This is a genomic window from Psychrobacter sp. H29 (genome assembly GCF_059073055.1).
This window is the reverse complement of record NZ_JCACRY010000001.1, coordinates 815,245-841,620: the sequence shown is the minus strand read 5'-3', so window position 1 is coordinate 841,620 and position 26,376 is coordinate 815,245. Positions and strand designations below refer to the sequence as shown.

At 43.8% G+C, this 26,376-nt stretch carries 18 protein-coding genes; 8 read left to right on the top strand and 10 right to left on the bottom strand.

Going from position 1 to position 26,376, the window contains the following annotated elements:
- Positions 1–25 precede the first annotated feature (25 nt).
- Entirely contained in the window at positions 26–514 is a 489-nt protein-coding gene (gene bfr, locus AC5JP1_RS03395; RefSeq protein ID WP_319051701.1) for a bacterioferritin, read from the bottom strand.
- A gap of 377 nt (positions 515–891) precedes the next feature.
- Positions 892–1,083, bottom strand: a complete 192-nt coding sequence (locus AC5JP1_RS03390) for a (2Fe-2S)-binding protein (RefSeq protein WP_319051702.1) — start codon at positions 1,081–1,083, stop codon at positions 892–894.
- Between the two features lie 290 nt (positions 1,084–1,373).
- Here AC5JP1_RS03390 and AC5JP1_RS03385 point away from each other — a divergent pair, with 290 nt between their 5' ends.
- Entirely contained in the window at positions 1,374–1,703 is a 330-nt protein-coding gene (locus tag AC5JP1_RS03385; RefSeq protein WP_493843121.1) for an ArsR/SmtB family transcription factor, read from the top strand.
- Between the two features lie 101 nt (positions 1,704–1,804).
- Here AC5JP1_RS03385 and AC5JP1_RS03380 read toward each other — a convergent pair whose 3' ends face one another.
- The 5 genes from AC5JP1_RS03380 to AC5JP1_RS03360 form a co-directional block, all read right to left on the bottom strand.
- Positions 1,805–2,527 carry a sulfate/molybdate ABC transporter ATP-binding protein gene (locus AC5JP1_RS03380; RefSeq protein ID WP_319051705.1) on the bottom strand — a complete coding sequence of 241 codons (723 nt, stop codon included), beginning with the start codon at positions 2,525–2,527 and terminating at the stop codon, positions 1,805–1,807.
- A 110-nt stretch (positions 2,528–2,637) separates the two neighbouring features.
- Positions 2,638–3,573 carry a sulfate ABC transporter permease subunit CysW gene (gene cysW, locus AC5JP1_RS03375; protein WP_443526436.1) on the bottom strand — a complete coding sequence of 312 codons (936 nt, stop codon included), beginning with the start codon at positions 3,571–3,573 and terminating at the stop codon, positions 2,638–2,640.
- A 1-nt stretch (position 3,574) separates the two neighbouring features.
- On the bottom strand, positions 3,575–4,459 hold the full coding sequence (gene cysT, locus AC5JP1_RS03370) for a sulfate ABC transporter permease subunit CysT (RefSeq protein WP_319051707.1): 885 nt from the start codon (positions 4,457–4,459) through the stop codon (positions 3,575–3,577).
- Between the two features lie 217 nt (positions 4,460–4,676).
- Complete coding sequence (locus AC5JP1_RS03365; protein ID WP_493843120.1) at positions 4,677–5,780, bottom strand: sulfate ABC transporter substrate-binding protein; 1,104 nt, start codon at positions 5,778–5,780, stop codon at positions 4,677–4,679.
- A 283-nt stretch (positions 5,781–6,063) separates the two neighbouring features.
- Positions 6,064–7,092, bottom strand: coding sequence for a sulfate ABC transporter substrate-binding protein (locus AC5JP1_RS03360; protein ID WP_493844424.1), 1,029 nt, complete (start codon positions 7,090–7,092; stop codon positions 6,064–6,066).
- Positions 7,093–7,532: 440 nt separating this feature from the next.
- On the opposite strand from AC5JP1_RS03360, the gene AC5JP1_RS03355 reads away from it, so the two are divergent.
- Complete coding sequence (locus AC5JP1_RS03355; protein WP_493843119.1) at positions 7,533–8,057, top strand: hypothetical protein; 525 nt, start codon at positions 7,533–7,535, stop codon at positions 8,055–8,057.
- Positions 8,058–8,166: 109 nt separating this feature from the next.
- Here AC5JP1_RS03355 and sat read toward each other — a convergent pair whose 3' ends face one another.
- A complete protein-coding gene (sat, locus tag AC5JP1_RS03350) occupies positions 8,167–9,417 on the bottom strand; it encodes a sulfate adenylyltransferase (protein WP_493843118.1) in 1,251 nt (416 codons plus the stop codon).
- Positions 9,418–9,760: 343 nt separating this feature from the next.
- Here sat and AC5JP1_RS03345 point away from each other — a divergent pair, with 343 nt between their 5' ends.
- From AC5JP1_RS03345 to AC5JP1_RS03335, 3 genes are all read left to right on the top strand, one after another.
- On the top strand, positions 9,761–11,452 hold the full coding sequence (locus AC5JP1_RS03345) for a nitrite/sulfite reductase (RefSeq protein ID WP_493843117.1): 1,692 nt from the start codon (positions 9,761–9,763) through the stop codon (positions 11,450–11,452).
- On the top strand, positions 11,445–12,062 hold the full coding sequence (locus AC5JP1_RS03340; RefSeq protein WP_493843116.1) for a DUF934 domain-containing protein: 618 nt from the start codon (positions 11,445–11,447) through the stop codon (positions 12,060–12,062). Before AC5JP1_RS03345 ends, AC5JP1_RS03340 begins: the two co-directional genes overlap by 8 nt.
- Before the next feature lie 72 nt (positions 12,063–12,134).
- Positions 12,135–12,773 carry a phosphoadenosine phosphosulfate reductase domain-containing protein gene (locus AC5JP1_RS03335; RefSeq protein WP_493843115.1) on the top strand — a complete coding sequence of 213 codons (639 nt, stop codon included), beginning with the start codon at positions 12,135–12,137 and terminating at the stop codon, positions 12,771–12,773.
- A 73-nt stretch (positions 12,774–12,846) separates the two neighbouring features.
- Here the strand turns inward: AC5JP1_RS03335 and AC5JP1_RS03330 are convergent, their stop codons facing one another.
- Positions 12,847–13,815: a WG repeat-containing protein gene (locus AC5JP1_RS03330; protein ID WP_102093561.1), complete on the bottom strand. Its 969-nt coding sequence runs from the start codon at positions 13,813–13,815 to the stop codon at positions 12,847–12,849.
- A gap of 246 nt (positions 13,816–14,061) precedes the next feature.
- Here AC5JP1_RS03330 and cysG point away from each other — a divergent pair, with 246 nt between their 5' ends.
- The 3 genes from cysG to AC5JP1_RS03315 all read left to right on the top strand — a co-directional run bounded on the left by cysG (position 14,062) and on the right by AC5JP1_RS03315 (position 21,367).
- Positions 14,062–15,681, top strand: a complete 1,620-nt coding sequence (gene cysG / locus AC5JP1_RS03325; protein WP_493843114.1) for a siroheme synthase CysG — start codon at positions 14,062–14,064, stop codon at positions 15,679–15,681.
- A 175-nt stretch (positions 15,682–15,856) separates the two neighbouring features.
- Positions 15,857–17,434, top strand: coding sequence for an exonuclease SbcCD subunit D C-terminal domain-containing protein (locus AC5JP1_RS03320; protein WP_493843113.1), 1,578 nt, complete (start codon positions 15,857–15,859; stop codon positions 17,432–17,434).
- An 87-nt stretch (positions 17,435–17,521) separates the two neighbouring features.
- Positions 17,522–21,367: an AAA family ATPase gene (locus AC5JP1_RS03315; RefSeq protein WP_493843112.1), complete on the top strand. Its 3,846-nt coding sequence runs from the start codon at positions 17,522–17,524 to the stop codon at positions 21,365–21,367.
- Positions 21,368–21,501: 134 nt separating this feature from the next.
- Here the strand turns inward: AC5JP1_RS03315 and AC5JP1_RS03310 are convergent, their stop codons facing one another.
- Complete coding sequence (locus AC5JP1_RS03310) at positions 21,502–26,346, bottom strand: NAD-glutamate dehydrogenase (protein ID WP_493843111.1); 4,845 nt, start codon at positions 26,344–26,346, stop codon at positions 21,502–21,504.
- Positions 26,347–26,376: the final 30 nt, after the last annotated feature.

Below are 26,376 nucleotides of genomic sequence, written 5' to 3'. Positions count from 1 at the left end.
TGTTTTATTCATGTCTATTATGATATCAGACAAGATTAGGAGTCACCTCAGCCATTTGGCTTTGTAGGTAATTGGGCAGACCAATCATATCAATCAAACGCAGCTGCTGCTCTAACCAGTGTGCATGATCCTCTTCCGTATCTTTTAGCTGCTCAACCAACATCTCACGCGTGACATAGTCATGCTCTGCTTCACAAAGCGCGATGCCATCTTTTAAATGCTGCTGTACTTGGTACTCTAAATCTAAATCAAGCTGCAACATCTCAGGAACAGTGCTACCGATGTTGATTTTATCGACTGTCATCTTAGGGGTGCCGCTCAGCATCAAAATACGGCGGACAATCGCCTGTGCGTGCAGCGTCTCATCATCCATTTCGTGATGGATACGATCATATAATTTGCCGTAGTGCCATTCAGCATACATCTCTGAGTGGATAAAATATTGGTCACGAGCGGCAAGCTCGCCGCCTAGCAAAAAATTCAAATAATCAATAACTTTTTGGCTACCTATCATAATGCGTACTCCTCTATTTATTTTTTGCACTTCACCTTATATTCACAATTAAATATATAAGGACAGCATGATTGGTAAACTGGTCAGTAAAGAGCAAAGTCAACAAAACATCTTACAATCTTAGACAGATATAGTAGCATACAGGCGCTATATAGCATGTAATGTTGTGAACTAAGAATAAGATGCTAATTGAGAATTATAATTGTCTACAATTGCTAATCAGGATACTTGATACAAGTCTGTAGCAAGTAGGTCGGTGTATCAAAGAGGTTATATGGACGCTTGCAACCTACCCCTTATGTATAATGAAAGAGTAAATGCAATATATTGAATATATATTTTTATGTTGGAAATACAATAGCTTACGCTAAATATACTTAAACTGCATATGCTAAAACATCGAGACTGGCATGATGCTCGTCCAAGTAGTCATTAACCATAGGCTCGCAGCATCCACAGCACGTTGCCACATCTAGAGTGTCTTTTAGACCATCAAGGGTATCGACACCCGATGCAATAGCTGCCTTGATTTGCTTTTCTTTTACGTTGTTGCAGATACATACGTACATGAACAGGCTCCTCTGAATACCACTACTTATTCGATGAATCACGATATGCAGTATAATAACGATAACTATTATCATTTTCAATAACATTTAACATCTTTTTTTAGTCGCAGCAGTATTACTATGTCTTTTTTCATCTATTTATGTAAGTGGATATAAGCGTGCATGTAACCGAATATTGTCGAAGGTAGTGAATTAACGATGAACTGTAATTTTGCTTATTTTTTAATCGATTTTGTAGATGACTGCTGTTATATTGAACCCCTATAAACGAAGCCCATTGGAATTTTCCTATGTCTGATAATAATTTTACGATACGACCTATTGATTTGTTTAAAGTCTTATCTGATCCGACACGCCTAAAAATATTTCAAATTCTTTTCAAAAAAGAAACACGTTGCGTGGGCGATCTAGTAGACATGCTTGATCAGCCGCAGCCCACGATATCGCGGCATTTGAACCATTTGAAAAAATTAGGTATCTTAAGCTGTGTACGTGACGGTACATGGATGTGGTATGAGGTCGCTGATGATTTACCAGAGTGGTGTCAGGATATTCTAGACATCACTTATGATCAACTCGCCCCAAGTGATATCGACAAAGACGAGTCAAAACCTGCTTAAGTATCATAATGGCGACAGTTCAGTTCACTGTAACTAAGATGATGAGAGCAGCCAATAAAAAAGCCTACATAAGTAGGCTTTTTTATTGGCTCGTCAACTGCTTATGTCAGATCTAAGAAGTCACTGATAAACGCATTGGCTGGCTGATGTATCAGCTCCTCTGACGTCCCTACCTGCTCTACTCGCCCTTGGTTCATCACCACAATCTCATCTGATACGGCGCGAGCTTCTTCCTGATCGTGAGTCACCATGATGCTTGTGATACCGAGCTCATGATGGATGTTTTTTAGCCAAGTACGTAGCTCTTTACGTACTTTGGCATCTAGCGCGCCAAATGGCTCATCAAGCAGTAATAGCTTTGGCTTTACAGCGAGTGCGCGCGCTAGTGCAATACGCTGACGTTGACCACCTGATAACTGATGTGGATAAGCATTGGCCACTTGTGGGAGCTGTACCAGATCTAGTAGCTCTGCCACACGCTTATTGATATCCGCTTTACTAGGTCGCTCATTTTTTGGTAGTAGTGTTAGACCAAAGGCGACATTGTCTGCGATGTTCTTGTGGCGAAATAGCGCATAGTGCTGAAACATAAAACCAATATGGCGCTTTTGTACAGGGGTATTGGTGACATCTAACTCATCAAACAATACCTGCCCAGAGTCAGCGTATTCCAAGCCTGCGATAATACGTAGCAACGTGGTCTTACCGCAGCCTGAAGGACCTAATAGCGTCGTCAACTTGCCAGTCGGTACAGTGATATTGATATTATCTAAAGCCGTAAAGTTACCGAATTTTTTATTAACGTTGCGAATCTCAATGCTCATAATCGTATCTCTTATTATGTCTTTTGTCGTATCGTAGCAAGGTACTGGGTAGTTACTATATCAGTCCTATTAACACTGCCAAGTTGGATATCGTTGAATCGCGTCACTTATCACTTATCAACACTCTCAGCTGTTGCAGTCGTTGCATTGGCACTTACTGGTAGCTCAGGTGCACTCGCTAAGCGCTCAGACTTTGCAAACTTACGTTCTTGCATTTTGGTCATGACTTGCTGAATCAATAGCGTTATCAAGGCAAGTGCGGCCAGTAAGCTCGATAAAGCAAACGCAGCAGTAAAGTTATAATCGTTGTAGGCAATCTCAACCAATAGCGGCATGGTGTTGGTCTCACCGCGAATATGACCAGATACAACGCTGACAGCACCAAACTCACCCATCGCACGCGCATTGGTCAAAATCAAACCATACAGCAGTGCCCATTTGATATTAGGCAGTGTCACATGCCAAAAAGTCTGCCAACCACTCGCACCTAAGGTTAACGCTGCTTGCTCCTCGGAGTCGCCTTGGGTCTGCATCAGCGGTATCAACTCACGCGCAACAAAAGGAAAGGTCACAAATAGTGTCGCCAAAATGATACCAGGTACGGCATAAATCACCTGAAAGCCCATACTCTCAAGCCAGCCACCGATTGTAGAGTTCAGACCGAATAGCAGCACAAACATTAAACCGGCAACAACTGGTGATACTGAGAATGGTAAATCAAGCAACGTGGTCACCAGCTGCTTGCCTTTAAACTGGTAGCGTGTGACCAACCATGCAATCGCAATACCCATCACCATATTGATCGGCAACACAATGGCGGCGGTAATCAACGTAAGCTTGATTGCTTGTAGTGCTTCAGGATCAACTAATGAGGCAAGATATAACTGCCAGCCATTTTTGAACGCTTCATAAAACACAGCCAATAATGGCACCACAAGCATCAAGACCATAAACAGCACGGCAATAACAATAAAGGTGCGGCGTATCCATGGGGAATCTTTAGTCGCTGCGTTTTTTTGGTAGTCGTAGCTATTAGATATTTGCATATTAGCGAGCTCCTACACGGCGCGACAGTTTCCACTGCATGATATTAATGGTCAACAAGATAATAAACGATATGAGCAGCATAAATAGTGCGACCGCAGAGGCGCCTTGAATGTCAAACTGCTCAAGCTTACTGATGATAATGAGTGGCAAAATTTCAGACTGCATCGGTATGTTGCCAGCGATAAAGATAACCGAGCCATACTCACCAGTCGCACGAGCAAACATCATACCTGCACCCATCAGCAAGGCAGGCAATAACTCTGGCAAGATCACTTTACGAAATGTCGTGAGACGATTGGCACCCAAAACCGCAGATGCTTCTTCAAACTCGACTGATAGCTCAGCGAGTACTGGCTGCACGGCACGAACGATAAAGGGGAAACTGACGACGACCAGTGCCAACCAAATACCTATTGGCGTAAAGGCCACCTGAATATCAAACTTGGCAAACCATTGACCAATCAAGCCATTAGGCGCATATAGCGTCGCCAGTGAGATACCTGTGACTGCCGTTGGCAACGCAAATGGTAGATCGACCAAAGCATTGATGAGTGACTTTCCCCAAAACTCATAGCGAACCAGCACCCAAGCGACCAATGTACCAAACACCATATTGGTCAGCATCGCCAAAAACGACATCCATAAGCTCAGCTTGATAGCAGCAGTGACCTGCGGCTGAGTAATGGTATCCCAAAACCCAGTCCACCCCATCTGGGTTGTGGTATAGGCCATCATGGCAAACGGTAGTACCACCAATAACGACAAGCTAAAGACAGTTATACCCATGCTCAGACCAAACCCAGGTAGCACATTGCGCTGACGCAAACGGGTTAGCCAACCCTTTTTGTGGGCGGGTTTACTGGCAGAAGAAGATGTTGCACTCATAGTGATGTCCTATTGCCTAACTGGTGGTACTTAGCGAGGGTGCTCACCGTAAGACCATTATTACTATTGTTATAAAAATTATTATTGGTCGGCTTATGATATAAAGGACATAGTGCGTACGACCATGTCCTTTATGGGGTGCTTCATGACTGACTGAACTAAGCGTTGGTCAGTTTTAGTTGTGACGCAGTAGCGGCTCTAAATCATTGACTAACAATTACTGCGGTGCATTAATCGCTAACTGATCAAACACACCACCATCGCTGAAGTACGTGCTCATGATCTCGTCCCATGTGCCAAAGGCATCGTTCGGACGGAAAGTCTCAACTGGCGGCAGTTTGTCACCGTTTTTCTCAAGTACGCTTTGGACGCTAGGACGCAAGTATAGGTCAGCTGCTAGCTGCTGAGCAGGCTCACTCCACAAGTAATCAAGATACGCTTTGGCAGCGTCTGTAGTGCCCTTTTTATCTGTTACGGTCTTCACGACAGCCACAGGGCTCTCTGATTTGATTGAGTATTTTGGATACACGATATCGACTTGACCAGCACCGAAATCAGTCGCTGCTAGGTTTGCTTCGTTTTCAAAAGTGACCAAAACATCACCGATACCGCGCTGTACGAAAGTCGTCGTTGCTGCACGTCCGCCATTCTCATAAACTTTGACATTTTTTAGCATGTCTTTGACGTAGCCTTTAGCTTTTGTTTCATCTTCATTAAAAGCATGTAGACCATAACCGTATGCACCTAAGAACGCATAACGACCGTTACCTGTGACCTTCGGATTGGCCATGACAATCTCAATACCATCCTGGGTCAAGTCTTCCCAGTCTTGAATATTTTTTGGATTGTCTTTACGTACCAAAAATACGATTGTACTGGTGAACGGCACTGCGTTGTCTGGGAATTTGCTTTCCCAATCTGACTCAACCAAGCCTTTTTTCTCAAGTAGCTCGATATCAGAGCCTTGGTTCATAGTGGCAACATCTGCTTGTAGGCCGTTAGCAACAGACAACGCTTGCTTGCTTGAGCCGCCATGCGATTGCTTAATTAAGATATCGCTGTCTGGGTTCTCAGCTTTATAGTGCTCAACAAACAATGGGTTGTAGTCTTTATAAAAGTCACGTGCCACATCGTATGAGACATTCAGTAGCTCAATGCTCTGCCCTTCTGCTGCTGCACCATCAGCGTTAGCAGCCGCATCAGTCGTCTCGCTATTGCTACAGCCAGCCAGACCAAGTGTCAAGGCAACACCAGCAATACTTAAGGCACTGAAGCCACTGAGAGTTTTACTTTTTTGTTGATAACCGGCTACGTCTGTCATAAATACCTCAAAGATGTCTGTTGTGTGATGCAAGTATGCTAACAGTGCCATCTTATTATGTTTAATGATGAATATGCGTATGTTATTGCCAAAAGGGAATAACAAGCGGACAACTCTAAACATATCAATAATTTATCGCACTTCAAATTATGTATAACTGTTGGTTTAGCAATGGACAGTGTTGCTACTGGCACAAATGCGATCTGCCTTATATATGCCTTCTTGTATGTACCTTAGTAATGATAGGCAAGATAGACAGTTCTATAAATCAAACCATCAGCGGCTACTTGGTGCTCGTCTTGGTGCTCGCCAGCTGATCAAAACGGCCGCCATCGACAAAAAATCCATCCATAATTTGGTTCCATGAGCCAAAGACCGTCACAGGATCAAACGTCTCGATATCAGGTAATGTATTTTTGTGAGTGGCTAGGACTTGCTCGTTACTTGGGCGCATGTACATCTCTGCCATGAGCTCTTGTGCAGGCTTGTCCCATAAACCTTTCAGATAAGCATTTGCCGCTGCCGTCTTACCTGATTTTTCAGTCACTGCCGTGACCACTGCTACTGGGTTGGCGATGGTAATAGAGTAGCTTGGATAGACGATATCGACCTGACCTTTGGCAAACTGCTTGGCTGTCAAATGCGCTTCGTTTTCAGTCGTAATCAGCACATCCCCTAGGCCGCGCTGAGTGAAGCTGGTAGTTGCTGCACGCGCGCCATTGTCATAAGTGACTACGTTTGCTAGCAGCTTTTTGATAAAGCCATCAGTTTTAGTAGGGTTTTCGCTGCTCTTTTCTTTAAATTGATGCAGCCCATAGCCATAAGCACCTAAGAACGCATAGCGTGCCGTGCCACTGGTCTTGGGGTTAGGGATAACGACTTCGACATCATTACGTGCCAAATCTGACCAGTCTTTAATGTTTTTTGGATTGCCCGTACGAACCAGTAGCACCATCGTACTGGTATAAGGGACAGCGCCATTGGGTAACGCTTGCTGCCAGTCAGTGCTGACTAAGCCTCTCTCGACCAATAAGTTCATATCGGTTTCTTGATTAAAAGTCACCACATCAGCCTGCAAACCATTGGCCACGGACAGTGCTTGCTTACTTGAGCCACCATGTGATTGGTTGACCTTTACCTCGCTGTCTGGATGGGATTTGAGATAATCAGTACGAAATAGCTCATTGTAGTCTCTATAAAAATCGCGAGATACGTCATAAGAGACATTGAGCAGGCTAACGTCTTGTGAGTCGTTATTGCCAGCTGCGGCGGCATCATTCTGTGTGGCTTCAGTTGGGCTACACCCAGTCATTATGGCCGCTGCAGTAATGATACTGCTGATACCAAGAGTCTTGGCGGATAGGCGGCGGTCACTCACGAACTGAATGTTTGTTGTTTTTTGCATGAGATTCTCAGTAAAGGTAATAGAACGTTTGTGCCAAAATAATTTTCACTATGAATGACTATTTTGGAGGACGTTTTTATTTTTGGGTTTTGGGGAGGATGAAAGCTATGCTATCAGCATAAATAGCAAACGCTTAGTGACGAATTCGCTTATCGAATAGTGATGTTGGCATAAGTGCTGTCAGTCTTTTTTTGACAGCATGAGGGGTAAAAAAAGGTACATCACTGCTGGCAGGTTTATTCAGTAGACTATAATTTGGGTAATCGGTACCATTGTTTGTATACGATAAGGTTTTCAGACCATAGTGATTTGAAAATCTATACTCTTACTCGACCAAAGGCATTTATATGACTCTTTCGTACCGTCGCTTTTATTCTGCTGGTAGACTCATGATGATCACCTCTACCCTTGTAACTTTAATAGGTTGTAATAATGTGTCGCCTACTATGAATAGCGCCAATCACAGCACTATCAAATCAGTCACTAGTTCAGCAGATGAAGTTTTTGCAGACAAACTTTCAGCGGATTATGCTTCTGCAGACTACGATAAACGTGCTCAAGGCTATGACTGGGTTGGCGTAATGGTACGAGCAGAGAGTGATCAGCAGATTGACATTAAAGTTCGTTCACGCAGCGATATCAAAAAACCTACTTGTCACTTCGATGGCAAGGCGACACTCATGGGGCAAGATGCCGCTCACGGTACGATTTTTCAGGCACAGGTAAATGACAGCACCGCCTTTTTTCAATTTAAAGATGACACTCTCACCATCGACAGTACAGACAACAAGTATGCACTGAACTATTTTTGCTCAGGTGGTGGCTCGCTTGCTGGAGAATATAAAAAGTTGGCAGCAGGTCTAGAGATCTAATAGTCAGCGCTGGTGTTTGGAAATAGTAGAAAAAAAGGTGCCAGACCATAAGTCTGACACCTTTTTTATAACTGGTTTCGTACGCGTTGTTTATACTGATAACCAGTCGTTATACCGCAGACGCCCCTGTTAATTTAACCTCAGCACGTTCTTCGCGAGCGATACCGGCGTAGTAATCACGCAAAATCTGTAATACTTCTGGACGACTAAAGTTGTCTGGCACATCCATGTCTTCTGATAGTGCTTTACGCAGTTTAGTACCTGAGACTTTAACGTGCTCGGAGGCATCGTGCGGACAAGTCTTGTCAGAGGCCATTGCATTACAAGCATTACACCAGAACGTCCAGCCAATTTTTAGTGGTTGGGTGATAAGGTCATCTTTACCAACATGTTCAAAAATCGTTTGTGCATCAAACGCACCATAGTAATCGCCAACACCCGCATGGTCACGGCCAACAATCAGATGACTACAGCCATAGTTTTGGCGGAATAGCGCATGTAATAGCGCCTCACGTGGGCCAGCATAACGCATATCTAACGGATAACCCGCTTGGATAACGGTATCCTGTCTAAAGTAGTTATCAATCAAGGTTTTGATCGCTTCTTGACGAACTTCTGCTGGGATGTCGCCCGGCTTTAGCGCGCCTAATAATGAATGAATCAGTACCCCATCGCAGATCTCAATTGCAATTTTGGCCAGATATTCGTGTGAGCGGTGCATTGGATTACGCGTTTGGAATGCCGCAACAGTCTTCCAGCCTTTAGCGTCTAAGATTTCACGCGTCTCTGCTGGCGTTTTATAGATCTCTGGATATAGTGTTGGGAACTCGCCTTCGCTAAGTACTTCAACGCTACCGGCAATATTGACGGCTTCTTGATTCAGTACTTGCTGAACACCTGGATGCTCTGGGTCGGTAGTCGTAAATACTTGCTGGCACTCGTGCTCTTTATCGATAGTGTAGGTTTCTTCTACCGTCAAGATGCCCATGACTTCGCCATCTTGAGCAACTAAGGCTACTTTGTCACCTTGACTCAAATTATCCGCAGTCTCTTTTGGTGCAGATAGCGTGATAGGAATTGGCCAAAACAAACCAGCATTCTCACCGCTTTGCAGGCGCATGTTATCGACCACACCCTGCCAGTCCGCTTGATTCATAAAACCATTCAACGGAGTGAAACCACCAATGCCGAACATAATCAAATCACCGCGCTCACGTGAGCTCAGTGTGATAGACGGCAGTGTGCCGGCAAGCTCTAAGGCTTGAGCACGCGCATCATCATTCAATAGTAGTGGCTTGAGTACTTCACTGCCATGTGGCGGAACCAATTTTGATTGGGTCTGATTTGTGGTCTGAGACATATAGTTATTGAAACCTCTTATAAAAGAAACGGTCGAATAAACGAAGCGTTATATAAAAAATGAGCAATAAAATACCTAATAGAAGATAAATAAAGCGATAATAGTTATACGTTGAAAATAGTTATGCGTTGAATTTGATACGCATAGGCTACCTAACTTTCGTTATGAAAATTTATGCTGTGTTTGGATATGGATATGTCTGAAAGGAATTTATGATTCTGAGTGCAAGCTTATATCATGTATAGCTGAATTATTCACATTGCACCCGGCAATAAAATCTACTACACACGCAAATCATTTTCGTCGCTGATTTTAAAATTAAAAACAAAACTGAGATTACGTCATGTATCAATATAATTACGCTGACCAGACTTTGGTAGAGGAACGAGTTGCCCAGTTTCGTGACCAAACTGAGCGATATTTGGCAGGCGAGCTGCCAGAAGAGCAGTTTTTGCCACTGCGACTGCAAAACGGCCTGTACATCCAGCGTTATGCGCCAATGTTGCGTATTGCCATTCCTTATGGCTTACTTGCCAGCTATCAATTACGAAAATTGGCTGAGATTACCCGCAAGTATGATAAAGGCTACGGGCACTTTACCACGCGTACCAATATCCAGCTGAACTGGCCAAAGCTTGAAGATGTGCCAGATATCCTAGCTGAATTGGCATCGGTACAGATGCATGCCATCCAAACCTCAGGCAATTGTATCCGTAATACCACAACGGATCCGTACGCTGGTATTCATAAAGAAGAGATTGCTGACCCACGTCCCTATTGTGAAATTATTCGTCAGTGGTCAACCTTCCACCCTGAGTTTGCTTTTTTGCCGCGTAAATTTAAGATTGCTGTGATCGGTACCAATGATGACCGCGCAGCAACGCAAGTACACGATGTCGGTCTACACGTAAAAACCAACGATGACGGTGAGATTGGTTTTGAAGTATTGGTTGGTGGCGGTCTTGGACGTATTCCTGTCCTTGGCAAAGTTATCAATAAATTCTTGCCACGTCAGCATCTGCTGAGCTATTTAGATGCTATCTTGCGTGTCTATAACTTGCATGGCCGCCGTGACAAAGGCAGCAAATACAGATCTCGTATCAAAATTTTGGTCGAAAGCATGGGCGGTCCAGCGTTTGCCAAATTGGTCAATGCTGAATGGGAAGCCCACACCAAAGACGGCCCACTTACCTTGACTGATGAGAACTTTGTAACAGCGACTGGTTTCTTTAGTGAGCCTGACTATGCATCGTTCGACGCACTACAAGTACAGTCTGAGCTACAACAGCAACTAAACGCTGATAGAGACTTTGCCAATTGGTACAACCAAAACACCGTAGCGCATAAAGTAGCAGGTTACCGTGCAGTCGTAATCTCGCTTAAAGCGGGCTTGGTTGATGGTAAATACGTACCATCTGGTGATGTCAGTGACTCGCAAATGGATGCACTCGCTGATCTGTCTGATAAATACAGCTTTGGTGAGCTGCGCGGTACGTATCAGCAAAATCTAGTATTCGCTGATGTGCAGACAAATAACCTTTATGAGTTGTGGCAGCAGCTGTCCGACCTACATTTAGCGCGTGCAAACATCAATACCCTAACAGATATGATTGTCTGCCCAGGTTGGGACTATTGTTCGCTTGCCAATGCGACCACACATAACATCGCTGAGCAAATCGAAAAGCAATTCGATGATCTTGATTATCTGTATGATTTAGGTGAGATTCGTCTGAACATGTCTGGCTGTATTAATGCCTGTGCGCACCATCATACAGGTGATATCGGTATCTTGGGTGTTGATAAAAAAGGTGAACATTGGTATCAGATCAGTCTTGGCGGTAACTCTAGCGATGATGCCAAACTTGGCAAAATCTTAGGTAAGTCTGTCCCTGCGCTTGAGGTCGCCAGCACCATACAACAGATCGTTGATGTGTATGTGGACTTACGTGCCAGCACAGACAATGACGTCGAGAGTTTCGGTCAATTGGTTGAGCGCGTTGGTATTGATCCATTTAAGGAGAAGGTCTATGGCTAATCATCATATTTTGGACAATCATGGCGCAGACATTAGCAGCCAAGACACCTGGCATGTGCTTGCTACGGACGATCTGCCTGAGAGTATCGTATCGACTAATATCACGTTGCTTGAGCTACTACAAAAGCAAGAAAAGCCTGACGTCATCGTACCGCTTGCTGACCTATTAAACGAGTCAGGCGCGCAGGCTGGTGGTTTGATCAAAGAGGTTTATGAGCTGATCGTACAGCACAGTAGCCGACTTGGATTGTGGGTTACCGCCGATACTGACGCTGATGCACTAGAAGGCATTAGTGAATTACTATCAGCGCAGGCATTGATCGTAATTGATGTGCCTAAGTTCGCTGATGGTCGTCACTTTAGTTTTGCACGCACCCTGCGCCAAATCGGCTATACAGGTGAGATTCGTGTTGCTGGCGCGTTTGGCCGTGATCAAATTGCTTATATGTTACGTGTGGGCGTTGATAGCTTTGTATTGAGTGAGCATGACCTAGAAGCTGATTCTAAATTTGGCATTGAGCAAGCCTTTACTGCCCTTGCTAGTAGCTATGATGGTCGAAGTGCTTCGGATTTACCGATGTTTGCATCATCAGAGCCATCGGTCGCATAGTTGTCGTATTAACTACAAAACTTTATATTCATCACTGATAATTTTATATTAATAACCATTAAGGAACGTATTATGAGCCAACTACACCCAAACCTAGATATTGACCAAGCCAACCAAGACTTGCAAGGTAAATCACCTGAGCAAATCGTTGAGTGGGCACTGACTCAAGCCAAAAACCCAATTATCACCACCAACTTCCGTCCATATGAGTCAGCGATTTTACATTTGGTTGCTAAGCAGCGTCCTGATATCACGGTACTGTGGGTAGACTCAGGTTACAACACAGATGCAACCTATCAGTTTGCTAACAAATTGATTCGTGATCTTGATCTAAACGTTGTGACCTATATCCCAAAACAAACAGCCGCCCACCGTGACGCGACCATGAACGGTATCCCAGGTATCGATAACCCACAGCACGATGAGTTCACTGAGCAAGTAAAGCTTGAGCCATTCCGCCGTGCACTAGATGAGCTAAAGCCAGATGTATGGTTCAATGCCATTCGTAAAGACCAAACTGAATTCCGTCAAGGTCTTGATGTGCTTAGCTTATCAAAAGATGGCGTATTGAAAGTAGCGCCATTGTTTGAAAAAACAGATGCTGATTTAGACGTATATCTAGAAGAGCATAACTTACCAAATGAGCATGACTACTTTGATCCAACGAAAGTAGAAGAAAGCCGTGAGTGTGGCTTGCATACTCAGCTGTAATTTCAGCTGTTTATGAATTTGAAAAGCCCTTTCTTTTATTTAAGAAAGGGCTTTTTTCAGTTTTTCATTGGACTTAAAACTTTTTTTCTACACGTTTACCTTGTCTATTAATGTAGAACCATTCACCATCTTTTTTGACATAGGCGGTACCATCTTTAAAAGGATCAATAAATGGAATGTCATCATAGTCTAATTCAATTGCTACATCACCATTTTTGTCAATAAATCCATGCTTACCGTTATCATAGACAAGTGCTAATCCGTTAATGAAGGGGAAGACCATTGCATAGTCTAGCTCTTTGACTACTTGATTCGACCTATTAATGATCATAAACTTATCATCATTATTAACGACGGCTAAACCACCTGAAAACCAAGTCACACTATAATATTCAATGGGTATCACGATATTATTTAGCCTATCTATAAATCCGAACTTTTCATTTTTTTCAACCGCTGCTAGGCCTTCTGTAAAGGAAATAGTAGAATCATATTCATAAGGAATAACTAACTTATTATTAATATCAATGTATCCATACTTCCCTTCGTTCTCAACTGCAGATAAACCCTCATTAAAACCCATTAAATCATCGTACATTATCGGAATAATTATCTGTCCCTGTTTATCAATGACTCCTCTTCTATTATCTACCACAACCACAGCTAAACCATCTTCAAATGGATAAGTAAGGCTGTATTTGAGAGGTATAACAACTTCACCCTGCATATTAATGTATCCGGATAAGTTGTCCTTATGAACACTTGCTAGACCTTCTACAAAAGCAATTGGAAAGTCATACTGTGTTGGTATTTTTATCACACCTTGCTTATCGATGAATCCATACTTACTACCTTTTATTACGGGCGCGAGTTCACCATCAAACTCACAGTGTTCATCAAATACAACCCCATTTGGTAACTTATAACCTTCAGCCAACGCGCATTCTGCTAGTACATCTGAACTAACTAGCAACCCTAAAATAAGTCCGAAAAAGACAGTACTTGATTTTTTTAGTCTATTAAACGTATTGTTTTGACTCATTATGATGCCTTCATAATTGTTCTGAATTAAAAAATATAAAATTATGCCCTTCTAAACCTCTAGTACGCCTATCATATCTCATAAAATCTATTCCCTTTCTCACAAAAAACCATCATTAACATGACAAAAACGAATATACTAATGCCAATTCACTAGGTGAGAGTGTGCCTGTGATACCTCATAATGGCGACATTCCTTATATCTTTTCTACCTTTTATAATAAACAATTAAATATATGGTGACATTATGAACACCTTCCCGCTATTTTTTAAATTAGAAGACCGTAAAGTGCTCATAGTGGGCGGCGGCGAAGTGGCACTGCGTAAAGCGGATTTGCTTAGCCGCGCTGGCGCGTGCATTACGATTCTTGCGCCAGATATCAGCCATGAGTTGCAAGCTTTGCTAACGGATGATAAACACCAGTTTATCTACGAGAATTATAACAAGCGCTATATGTTAGGGGCACGCGTGATCATTGCCGCGACTGACGATGAAACGCTGAACCATGAGATTCACGCAGATGCAACTGAGCTAAATATTCCGGTCAATGTGGTCGATACGCCGCCCTTGTGTGATTTTATCTTTCCAGCCATCATTGATCGTAACCCTATTGTGATTGGTATTTCATCAAATGGTAAAGCGCCAGTATTGGCACGGCTATTACGTGCCCGTCTTGAGACCTTAATTCCACAAGGCTATGGCAAATTGGCCAAGCTGGCTGGTGACTTCCGCAGTGAGGTAAAAGCAAAAATACCCACGCTTACTGGGCGTCGTCAGTTTTGGGAGCGCGCGTTTGAAGGTCAGGTCAGCCAGCTCATGTTTGCTGGTAACGAAACAGAAGCTACTGCCCAGTTGCAAGCTGATTTAGACAGTACCGCAGCTGCTATTCATGATAAAACCCACTCTGATACCCCAGTAAATACAACGCCTACGCTATCAGATGATTCAGATAACAAAGCACCTCCTGTCGGTGAAGTCTATATCGTTGGTGCAGGTCCTGGTGATCCGGAGCTATTGACGTTTAAAGCGCTGCGTTTGATGCAGCAAGCAGATATTGTCTATTATGATGCCTTGGTATCGCCACAAGTGCTGGATCTTTGCCGCCGTGATTCTGATAAAGTATTTGTTGGTAAAAAACGCAGTAACCATACGGTCGCTCAGCTTGGCATCAATGAGTTGTTGGTCAATAGCGCCAAAGAAGGTCGCCGTGTCGTTCGTTTAAAGGGCGGTGATCCTTTTATCTTTGGTCGCGGTGGCGAGGAGATTGAAAGCTTACGATCAAACAATGTGCCCTACCAAGTTGTACCGGGTATTACCGCTGCCAATGCCGCTGCAAGTTACGCTGGTATTCCCCTCACCCACCGTGATCATTCACAATCCGTACGTTTTGTGACAGGGTTCTTAAAAGCAGGCGCACCCAATAGTAATTTTAAAAATTTCTTAAACACTGATGAGACCATCGTGTTTTATATGGGCTTGCACTCGCTGGCACGTTTGACCGAAGGCTTGGTTGACGCTGGCCGTAGCGCTGATACACCCATTGCCATCGTCTCTAATGCGAGCATGCCCAATCAGCAAGTACTGACAGGTACGCTTGCCACGATTGTTGCCAAACAAGAGGACGCTCAGCTGCCCACGCCTGCCCTATTGATCATGGGAGATGTGGTTAGTCTGCATCATGATTTGGCTTGGTATAACTTGCAAAATCAGCAACATAGTGATGCTTTGGCTAAGAATTGGCTGCGCGGAGGAGTCACAGGCGAAGCTACTAAACAGCCTATAGACCAGCAAGCACATGCACTATCGATGGTAGCAAACCTCGCGATGCAGCAAGAGGATGGACCCGAGCAACTGATTATTGATTAGCCTTTCCTTACTATGTAAAGCTTATCAGCAAAAAGATTTTTCTTTATAACTATAAAAAACCCTGCCAATCATCTATTGGTAGGGTTTTATTTTGGCAACAGAGAAAATCCCAACGATTCTTGCTAGAATGAAAGCTACCTAACCCCTATTCTGACGTTTAATAATAAGCCGAACTATGCCTCCATCTATTGCTCCTAAATATACCTCTACTAAACCCTTAAAAATATTGCACACGTCTGATTGGCACTTGGGTCGACGTCTATATGGTCGTCTGCGTTATGAAGAGTTCGAGGCGTTTTTACAGTGGCTAGAAGACATCATTAGCACACAGCAAGTAGATATATTGATTGTCGCAGGTGACATCTTTGATACCATGACCCCCAGCAATAAAGCCCAAGCGCTATATTATGAGTTTTTAGGTAGGGTCTCGCGCTCGTGCTGTCAGCATGTGGTCATTGTCGCAGGCAATCATGACTCACCAACATTTTTGGATGCGCCAAGCAATGTGCTCAAATTTTTGAACGTCCATGTGATTGGTACGGCTTGTGATGATTTAGAAGATGAGGTATTGGTTTTAGGTGATGATGATAACAATCCTCATTGCATCATCGCTGCCGTACCCTACCTGCGCGATCGTGATGTGCGTAGCAGTAGCGCGGGTGAGTCTGCGGATAGCAAAGACGCCAATGTCATCCAAGGTATTCGCGCCCACTATGATGCAGTAGCAAGCATTGCCAAGGCACAACAGGCCAAATTAATCAAGGCACATCAACGGCATATTCCCATCATTGCCACAGGTCACCTATTCGCAGCAGGCGGCAAAACAACCGACGATGATGGCGTGCGTGATCTCTATGTTGGCTCACTTGGCAAAATATCCGCTGATATGTTCGATGAAGGTTTTGATTATGTCGCTCTTGGGCATTTACATGTGCCACAGCGCGTTGGTGGTCATGAGAGTATTCGCTATTCAGGCTCACCTATTGCCATGGGTTTTGGAGAGGCCAAGCAACAAAAACAAGTACTACTTATACAATTTGGCAATTCCGAATCTTTTGATAATGATAGCTTAAGTCTAAACGTTATCCCTCAGCTGGTCAGCACAGACGCTACTGTCCAAACCGCAAAAATTGAAAAGCCAATAGAGAAAACAGCTAAAAAAGCAGTTAGCCAAGTAGAGCTGTTCATGGACGATTTGTTTGGTTTTGACGAGCCAATAGAAGATACAGAAGCAGAAAAAACAGTGACTCCCAATGGCACTTCTACTCAGCAAGATCAAAGCAGTCAAACAATACCTGCTAAGACTACCACTGCCAATAAAATGCTGCACCGAAACGATGCCAATCAGATGCAAGTAGTTTCCCTACCCATTCCAAAATTCCAACAGCTGGCGCAGATATCTGGTGACCTGACTATAATCTCACAAACGATAGAGTCACTCACACCAGCTGAATCTGTTTGGTTAGAGGTGGTCTATACGGGTGACGAGATTGTGAGTGACTTACGTGAGCAAGTACAAGCGATGGTTGATGGACTGCCATGTGAGGTGCTAAAGATTAAAAACACCCGCACTTATAATAAAGTACTAAATCAGCAGCAGACTTCCGAAACCTTACAGGATTTGAATGAAATGGATGTGTTTGAGCGCTGCTTAAATCTAAATGGCGTGGCTGAGTCACAAAAAGACTCGTTGCGCGATGCCTATGGTCAGATACTCTATAATCTACGTCATGAGGACAAACAGGCGGAATGATATAAGGGATAAATCATTATCACACTTCTATTTTCTATCTTTCTAAATTTTCGCAGCTGCTGCTATCACTAATAATAAGACACCTCCATGCGCCTAATCGAACTCAGACTCAAAAACCTCAACTCTCTCAAAGGTGAATGGCATATTGATTTTGCTGATACAGCATTTATCAATGAAGGTATCTTTGCTATCACAGGACAGACTGGCGCTGGCAAGACCACCATATTGGATGCGATTTGTTTGGCGCTATATAGCTGTACGCCAAGACTAGGTAAAATAACAGGTGCTTATAATGAAATAATGACTCAAGGCGCTGGAGAATGCTCAGCAGAAGTTATTATTGAAATAAACTCAAAACGCTATCAGTGCTCGTGGTATCAACATCGTGCTCATAAAAAAGCTAAGGGAAATTTGTTAGCTATTAAACATGAAGTTAGTGATGTTGAAACAGGCAAAATCCTAGAAGATGGGAAGATTAAAACTGCTCCCTATATACAAAATTTGTTAGGTATGGATTTTGATCAATTTACGCGCTCTATCATGCTCGCTCAAGGCAGTTTTGCTGCTTTTCTAAAATCAGACTCTGATAAAAGAGGGGCAATATTAGAGAAAATAACAGGCACGAGCATTTATGCCATTATCTCCAAGCAGGTTCATGAAAAGCATCGCACCGAACAAGAGATACTGAGTAAATTACAGTATGGTTTAGATGGCTTAGCGCTTTTAGATACTGTAGAAGAAAGTCAATTAAGAGCCGAATTGCAGTCATCTCAAAGTGTTCAAAATACGCAGCAGCAAGACATTCAAAATTTGGCAGAAAAAATTAAATGGCTAGATAGTGTTGCAGAAGCAAAAGAAAAACTGAGTAGCTATCAACGCAATCTTGATAGTGCCCAGCAGGCGCAGCAAGATTTCATCCCTAATGCCAAGCGTTTAACTGCCGCCAATATGGCGTTGGAGCTTGATAGTCAGTTTAGCCAGCTGACTCATAGCCGCGACAACCTAAAACGCTTGCAAGATGAGCAGCAGCAGATAAATCAGACATTACCTCAGCAAAAAGACCATCAAAAACAAGCTAAGACCCGTCTAGAGACCGCACAAGTCCGAGTGCAAACGGCTAGTAACGCGTTACGAGATACTCTGCCCGATATTGCAAAGGCGCGTAAATTGGATACAGACATTGCGCAAAATAGGTACGCTTTAGAAGAGACTGAACAAAGACAACACGCTTTATCTATGAGCACTCAACATTTGCGTCAAGAAATAGATGATTATAAAAAGTCAGCTGAGCATAATCAAACTCAGTTAGTAGAGGTAGAAGGTTATCTCACACATAATAACGAGCTTAGCGACATTGACAGCGATATTGCTAAATTTGAGAGTTATTGCAAACATCTAAAGTCATTGCTACAAGACAATGTTGACCTAAACATCAACAAAACCAGCCAGCAAAGCGATATAGAGCAGTATCAAAGCCGTCTTAAGACCTTGCATGAACAGCAAGAGAGACAAGTAATCGAAGAACAATCGCTGCAAACTAAGACCACAGCACTGCAACAAGAGCAAACCACTTTAACTGAAGTACAATCTTTATCTGAGATGCGGAATGAACAAGAGCAGATCGATAACCTCAATCGTCAACTTGAACAAATGGGGCTAAAAGCAGGTCAGCTTAATGAGATTAGTGCACATACCAAAAACATAGATATCACGCTACCAGTGATAAAAAACGAGTTAGTAGAATTGACTAACATCATTGATGATAAAGTATCTGCTATCCACGCTGCTAAAGATAAGCGGAAAGACAAACAAACACAGCTGTATCTACTACAAAAAGTAGCCACGCTAGAAAGTCACATTGCCGATTTAAAAGACGGTCAAGCCTGCCCGCTGTGCGGATCGCTTGAGCATCCTTATCGCACAAACCATCCGCATTTGATATCAGATACCGAAGCGGATCAGATTAAGCAGCATATAACAGATTTAGACACTACCATATCCAATTTGGAAAACCGATTATCTGCGCATCGTATCAGTCAGGCGACCAAACAGCAGCAGCTTGAGCAGCAGCAAGATCAGAAAAAATCGCTACAAGATCAAGCACAAAAACTAGCGGCTGATACCAATCAGTCAGTCCGTTTGGTGCTTGATGGAAGCTACTCGCCGTTTATAGCGGCAACGATACTGCCATTGCAGCAACGTGAGCCACAGGTAAATATACTACCTCTATTAGATCGTATTCAACATCAACTTGCTGAACGTAGAATTGCTCTTAAAGACACGCTGTTCAACTACGAAACACTTGGTGAGAATATATCTACCATACTCGATGACATAAGCGCGCTAGCGCAACAGCAGCATAAGCTGGCAAGCGATATTAATGAGATTGAGACGGATATTAAAATTAAGTCCGCGAGTATAGATAATATTAACAAAGAGGTTCACGATAACTTCTCCAAATTGGTAACTCTCAAGAATGATATCGTACAGTTGTTAACCAAATATACTGCTGGCAGATTTCAGTCAGAGTCGCTAGCACAGATACGTACTTCGCAGCTCACTTTATCCCCTCTGATGGATAGTATTGATAACCAATTCATACTAAGTGAGGCGGATTACCATACGCATATCAATACATTTCGTCAGCAGCGTGCAGCGTTACTCAGTATAAGAGATGAATTCAATCAATCTAAAGAAACGCAGCAAACGCTGACGACATCATTAGGTCGTCTAGACATACAGATCGATACCAAACAAAACCAGTTGGACAACAACCAACAGGAGCTTGATAAGCTGGTTAAGCTCGTGACTGAAAAGACAGAGACGCTTTATCAGCTAAAAACAAACAGAGAAGATGTTTTTGCTGATAAAGACCCTGAAGCAGAAGAAAAGCGTTTGCGTGAGGCGTTAGAACAAGCACAAATCGAGCAAACCTCTGCACAGCGGCAGCTCGATAACTCTGAGCTTGAGCTTAAACAATTGCTTAACAAACAATCTCACGTGACTGAGCAAGTGACCACCGTAATAGGTGCGCTCAATACTCAAGAGGACGCTTTTAAATCAATACTTACCGCCTCCAATTTCACCAATGAAACGGATTTTGCGAATGCGCGCCTGCCCATTGATGAACGTAATACGCTCAAGCAGCAGCAAGAACGTATTGATTATGCGCTAAAGCAAGCGCAGTCTTTATTAAAAGAAACACAGAAAGCATTGGAAGATAAGCAAGCTAACCCGCTGACAACAGACGACAAAGAGACACTCACTCAACAGCATACTCAAGCACAAGAAGCGTCTAATAAACGCATTGAAGCAATTGGCGCTATTAGTCAGCGACTAAAAGACAATGAGGACAAGAAAAGCACCCAACAGGCACAGATAGAGGCCATCAATGCTCAAAAGGATAAGCTGCAAGTGTGGCAACAACTACACAAATTGATTGGCTCATCCGATGGCAAAAAGTATCGCACCTTTGCACAGGGTTTGACCTTTGACCTCATGGTTAATCATGCCAATACTCAGCTGCAAAAAATGAGTGACCGCTATCTGCTAGCGCGTGACGATGACAGCCCACTTGAGCTCAATGTCATTGACAACTATCAAGGCGGCGAGATTCGTAGCACCAAAAACCTATCAGGCGGTGAAGGCTTTATTATTAGTCTTGCTCTAGCACTCGGACTATCACAGATGGCCAGTCAAAACATTCGCGTGGACTCGCTATTTTTGGATGAAGGCTTTGGGACATTGGATGAAGAGTCTTTAGATATTGCGCTGGATACGCTGACTAATTTGCAGCAAGAAGGGAAATTAATTGGCGTGATATCCCATGTGCAGGCATTAAAAGATCGTATTTTGACCCAAATCAAAGTAGAAAAGCTCTCAGGTGGATTCAGTCAGATAACAGGACAAGGCTGTCAGCGAATCGCGAGCTAACGTTTTGTTATTGCACGCGTCTCATAAGGCAAAAATAAAAAACCACCGAACATTGCGCTCGGTGGTTTTTTTGAACATACGGCTATTTTGTGTTTAGTGGCTAATCATTCAGCTACTCGTTACTTAGTGACTACTTATTTAGTTACTAGGCCACTCAGCTCACTCATCAGTACGGATAGTGTTGAGAGACCAATTTGAGCGTCTGCATCGTCACTATACATATCGTCAAGCTTCTGCATTTCTGTAGTGACCGCTGCCAGTTGGTCAACGTGTCGTGCTCTCCACTCACTAAAGGCTTGCTTGGCATCTGGTTTTGATAGTATTGCATCCATCAGTAGGCGCAAGCTGCGTGACAGCTCATTGACTAGTGCATGACGTGCACGGCGATCCCAGTAGTCTTGCTGTGGTAAATTGGCAATATTGTCCATCATCCAATCTAACTGCAACACTTGATAAGCTTCGAAATACAAAGTTGCGATCTCATCGACAGGACGCTCATATTGCTCAGCAAGCAACGCAGCATCAAGCGCATCGACATGATACGGTAGCATTGCAAATAGCGTAGCATCGTTATCAGACAGCTCTTTTTGCATTAAATGCTTGGTATCTTCTTGCAGATATTGAGCAAATTGCTGCTCGATAAAGCCACTTGGTTTGGTCAGTTTTTCAACACTGTCACTAAAGCGGCTAATCATATCAGCGACTTGCAGATTTTGCCCAAAGGCATTGATAAACCAGACCACACCGCGCTCTAATGAATCACGTAAACGCAGCTCAAGGTTCAACAGCAGTGTTGCATCTACCTGATTATCTAGCGCTTCTAGTGCCTTCCAAGCGCGCGATACATTAAATACATCGCGGCTGATCACATAACCTCGGACGATGGTTGCCAACGATTGATCAGTTTCTTCAAATAGACGGAATAGCGCCTCAATACCTAAGCGGTTGACCACGCTATTGGTCAAGTAAGTACTGATGATCTCACGATGCAAGCGGTGTTCCGTCATCTCATCAAAGAAACGCGAGGCAAGCTCATCTGGGAAGTACTTACGTAGCTCATTAATGAAGTATGGATCATCTGGAAGATCGGACAATAGCAGGCTGTCATACACCCACATTTTGCCATATGCCAAGACGACTGCTAGCTCAGGATTGGTCAGACCACTATCTGCTTTTTGACGTTTTGCAATCTCTTCGTCTGATGGTAGATACTCAATCGCACGATCAAGACGCCCTTCACCCTCTAGCATCTGAATAAAGCGCTGATGATCACTTAAATTAGCAGCGGCTCTGATATGACTCAGCTCAATCGCTTGTGGCTGCAAGTAGTTCTGACGCAGTACCAGTTCTGCTACGGTATCCGTCATACTCTCAAGTAGCTCATTACGCTGTTTGAGCGTCATATCACCTTGCTCAACCACTTTACCCAGTAGGATTTTGATATTAACTTCATGATCCGAGCAGTTAACACCACCTGAATTGTCAATCGCATCGGTATAGACACGACCACCATTTTGGGCGTACTCAATGCGGGCTTGCTGGGTGAAACCTAAGTTACCACCTTCGCCAATGACTGCGGCGCCAAGCTCACTACCATTCACACGCAGCACATCATTGGCACGATCGCCAACGTCCGCATGCGTCTCATTCACACTTTTTGCATACGTTCCAATACCGCCATTCCATAGCAAGTCGACTGGCGCTTTGAGTAAAGCACTGATCAGCTCATTGGGAGTTAACGTATCAGCACTGATTTCAAAGAGAGACTTCATCTCAGGACTGATCGCGATGGTTTTGTCTTGGCGAGAGAAGATACCGCCACCTTGGCTGATCAATGAGGCTTCGTAATCTGCCCATGATGAGCGTGGCAACTCAAACAAGCGTGCGCGCTCAGCATATGAGGATGCAGTATCTGGATTGGGATCAATAAAAATATGCAGATGGTTAAAGGCAGCAACCAGCTTAGTATGCGTTGATAGCAGCATGCCATTGCCAAATACATCCCCGCTCATATCACCGATACCGACCACAGTGAAATCATCACGGTTTTGAATATCTTTGCCTTGCATACGGAAATGACGTTTGACTGACTCCCAACCACCACGCGCCGTGATACCCATCGCTTTATGGTCATACCCTACTGACCCACCTGATGCAAAGGCATCATCAAGCCAGAAGTTGTACTCTGCTGCTAGCGCGTTGGCGATATCAGAGAATGTCGCAGTGCCTTTGTCCGCAGCAACAACTAAGTATGGATCGTCTTCGTCATGGCGTACCGTGTTGGCTGGCGGGACAATCGTGCCATCAACGATGTTGTCTGTGACATCGAGCATACCACGCAAGAATGTCTGATAACAGGCGATACCTTCGGCTTGGAACGCCTCACGACCATCGGCCATACTCTTGGTCTTGACGATGAAGCCACCTTTAGAGCCAACAGGCACGATCACTGCGTTTTTGACCATTTGTGCTTTGACGAGACCCAGTACTTCGGTACGGAAATCTTCCATACGATCTGACCAGCGCAGACCACCACGAGCCACTTTTCCGCCACGTAAATGCACGGCTTCGACGCGCGGTGAGTAGACAAATATCTCAAACATTGGTTTTGGCTTTGGCAGATTTGGAATATCTGCGGCCAAGAACTTAAACGACAAGCGATCTTTGCGCTGACCATCATTATCCGTCTGATAGAAGTTGGTACGTACCATCGCGTTAATCAGATCTAAGTACCAACGCAAGATACGATCTTCATCTAGGCTATCTACATCTACAAGTGCAGCGGTTATTTGCTCTTGGATTTGCGTAGCTTTTGCTTGGCGATCGTCTTCACTATGCTTAGGATTCATACGCGCATCAAATAAACTACCTAACGCCACGCTGATATCACTGTTTTTGACTACCGTTTGCTGGATATAGGTACTAGAGAAAGGCGCGCGTGCTTGTAACATGTAGCGCGACAGTGCACGCAGCACCACCACATCATAAGTATCAAGCTTAGTAGTTAGTACAAGCTCATTGAATGAATCACTCTCAACACGTCCTGCCCAGATTTGTTTTAGGCTGTCTTCGAACTGACCACGTACGACTTGCATATTGACGGTATCGACATGCTCAAGGGTCAACTCGTACTCTTGCATCCAGATAGGCTGCTCTGGCAAATCAAACTCATATGTCTGTGCTGAGATGACTGACACACCAAAGTTCTCGAGTATCGGTAATACTTTTGACAAGATAACAGGTTGCTCGCGACCATAAAGTTTTAGGTGGAGCTGATTACGTGCATCGCCTGTCGACTGGTATAAATGCCACAGCATCGGGTTCTCTGTAGTCAATCCAGCCAAACGCTTGGTATCCTCGACGGCAGTACGCGCATCAAAACGCTCTTGGTATGCCGCGGGAATATAATCTAAAAAGCGACGACTCAAGGCATTGGCTTGTTGCTCACCGACATTATCGAGTAGCATTTTTTGGTAGTTATCATCCCATGACTGCATGAGTGCTGATAGTTTGGCTTCAAGCGTTGCAATGTTGACGTCATTTACCTGACCGGGCACAGTACGCACATGGACATGTACGCGGGCATGCGCAGATTCATTAAATTCAGTCGTAAACCCTGATGACATGCCGTTGTAGGCATCTTTTAGGACGTTCTGTACCTTAATGCGTAGCTCCGTGTTGAACTTATCACGCGGGATATAGACTAGGCACGACACAAAGCGCTGGTAATGATCGATACGGCTAAATAGACGTAGGCTTTTCTTATCTTGTAATTGGCTGATACCAGAGACAATTGGATATAGCTCTTCAACGCTGGCTTGGAACAAGTCATCGCGCGGCAAGGTATTGATCACATGCATCATCTTATGATGAGCATGACCATCACGTGGCAAGTCTGCCATAGCCATAATCTTATTGGCTTTTTCGCGCAATAGCGGAATTTGCTGAACCGTCAGCTGATACGCTTGTGACGTGAGCAAACCGATAAAGCGATACTCACCAACCAACTTACCATTATCATCAAATTTATGGATACCCAAAAAGTCCATATATACCGAGCGATGGATCGGTGATACACGACTTGATTTGGACAGCATCAATACGCGCGGTTCAGTCAATAACTGCTTTAGCTCTTTAGGTAGTTGACTAAAGCTCTCTGACAATTTGTCTTGTTCAGAGCCGCGTAACAGACCAAGTCCACTATTGCCAATGGCAAACAGATCTAAATTGGTCGGTTCGCTTACTTCGATTTCGTGACCACCTTCTAAGCGATATTCGCGATAACCTAAGAATATAAAGTGGTCATCTAATATCCAATCCAAGAACGCTTGAATTTCTTGCTGTGAATAAAACACTTCTGGTAGTGGTTTGTTAGACAACTCAGCTTTGATGTCATTGAGCTGGGTACGCATTTGTTTCCAGTCACCAACGACCGTATCAAGCGTATCGATTTTAGACAGCAGCATTTGCTGTAGAGCATCCAAGTCTTCATTATCTTGATAAGCGATTTCACAGTGAATCAATGACAAATGAGAGGTTGCGCTTTCATGTGCGCCTTCAACATAGGTAATCTGACCGTCATCATCACGCTTAACACTAACGATGATGTTGTACGTGCGGTGCACATCGATGCCTTCAGCCTCAAGGCTCATCAAGATGGTATCGACTAAAAACGGTCTATCATATGCGACGATTTGGATCACCGTGTGTGAGCTATGAAAGTGTTGCTCTTCCGCCAATGGGTTAAATACGGCTAGCTGCGGCTTGCTGCAATCATAGGCTTTGAGCAACGTAAAATGATGTAGCGCCATGCCCGCCAAGTCAGCATTGCTAATCGCCTCTGCAGTCTCTTGATGCAGCGGCTGATAGTAGCTATGAATAAAATGATCAAATAGTGATTTGTCTTTTTGTACATAGCCGGTAGCAATATCGCTTATCTGGCTAATGCGCTCTTTTGCGATACTGAGGGAGTTTGGCATTGTCCTTCGTCCTTTTTATAGATTTGGTTT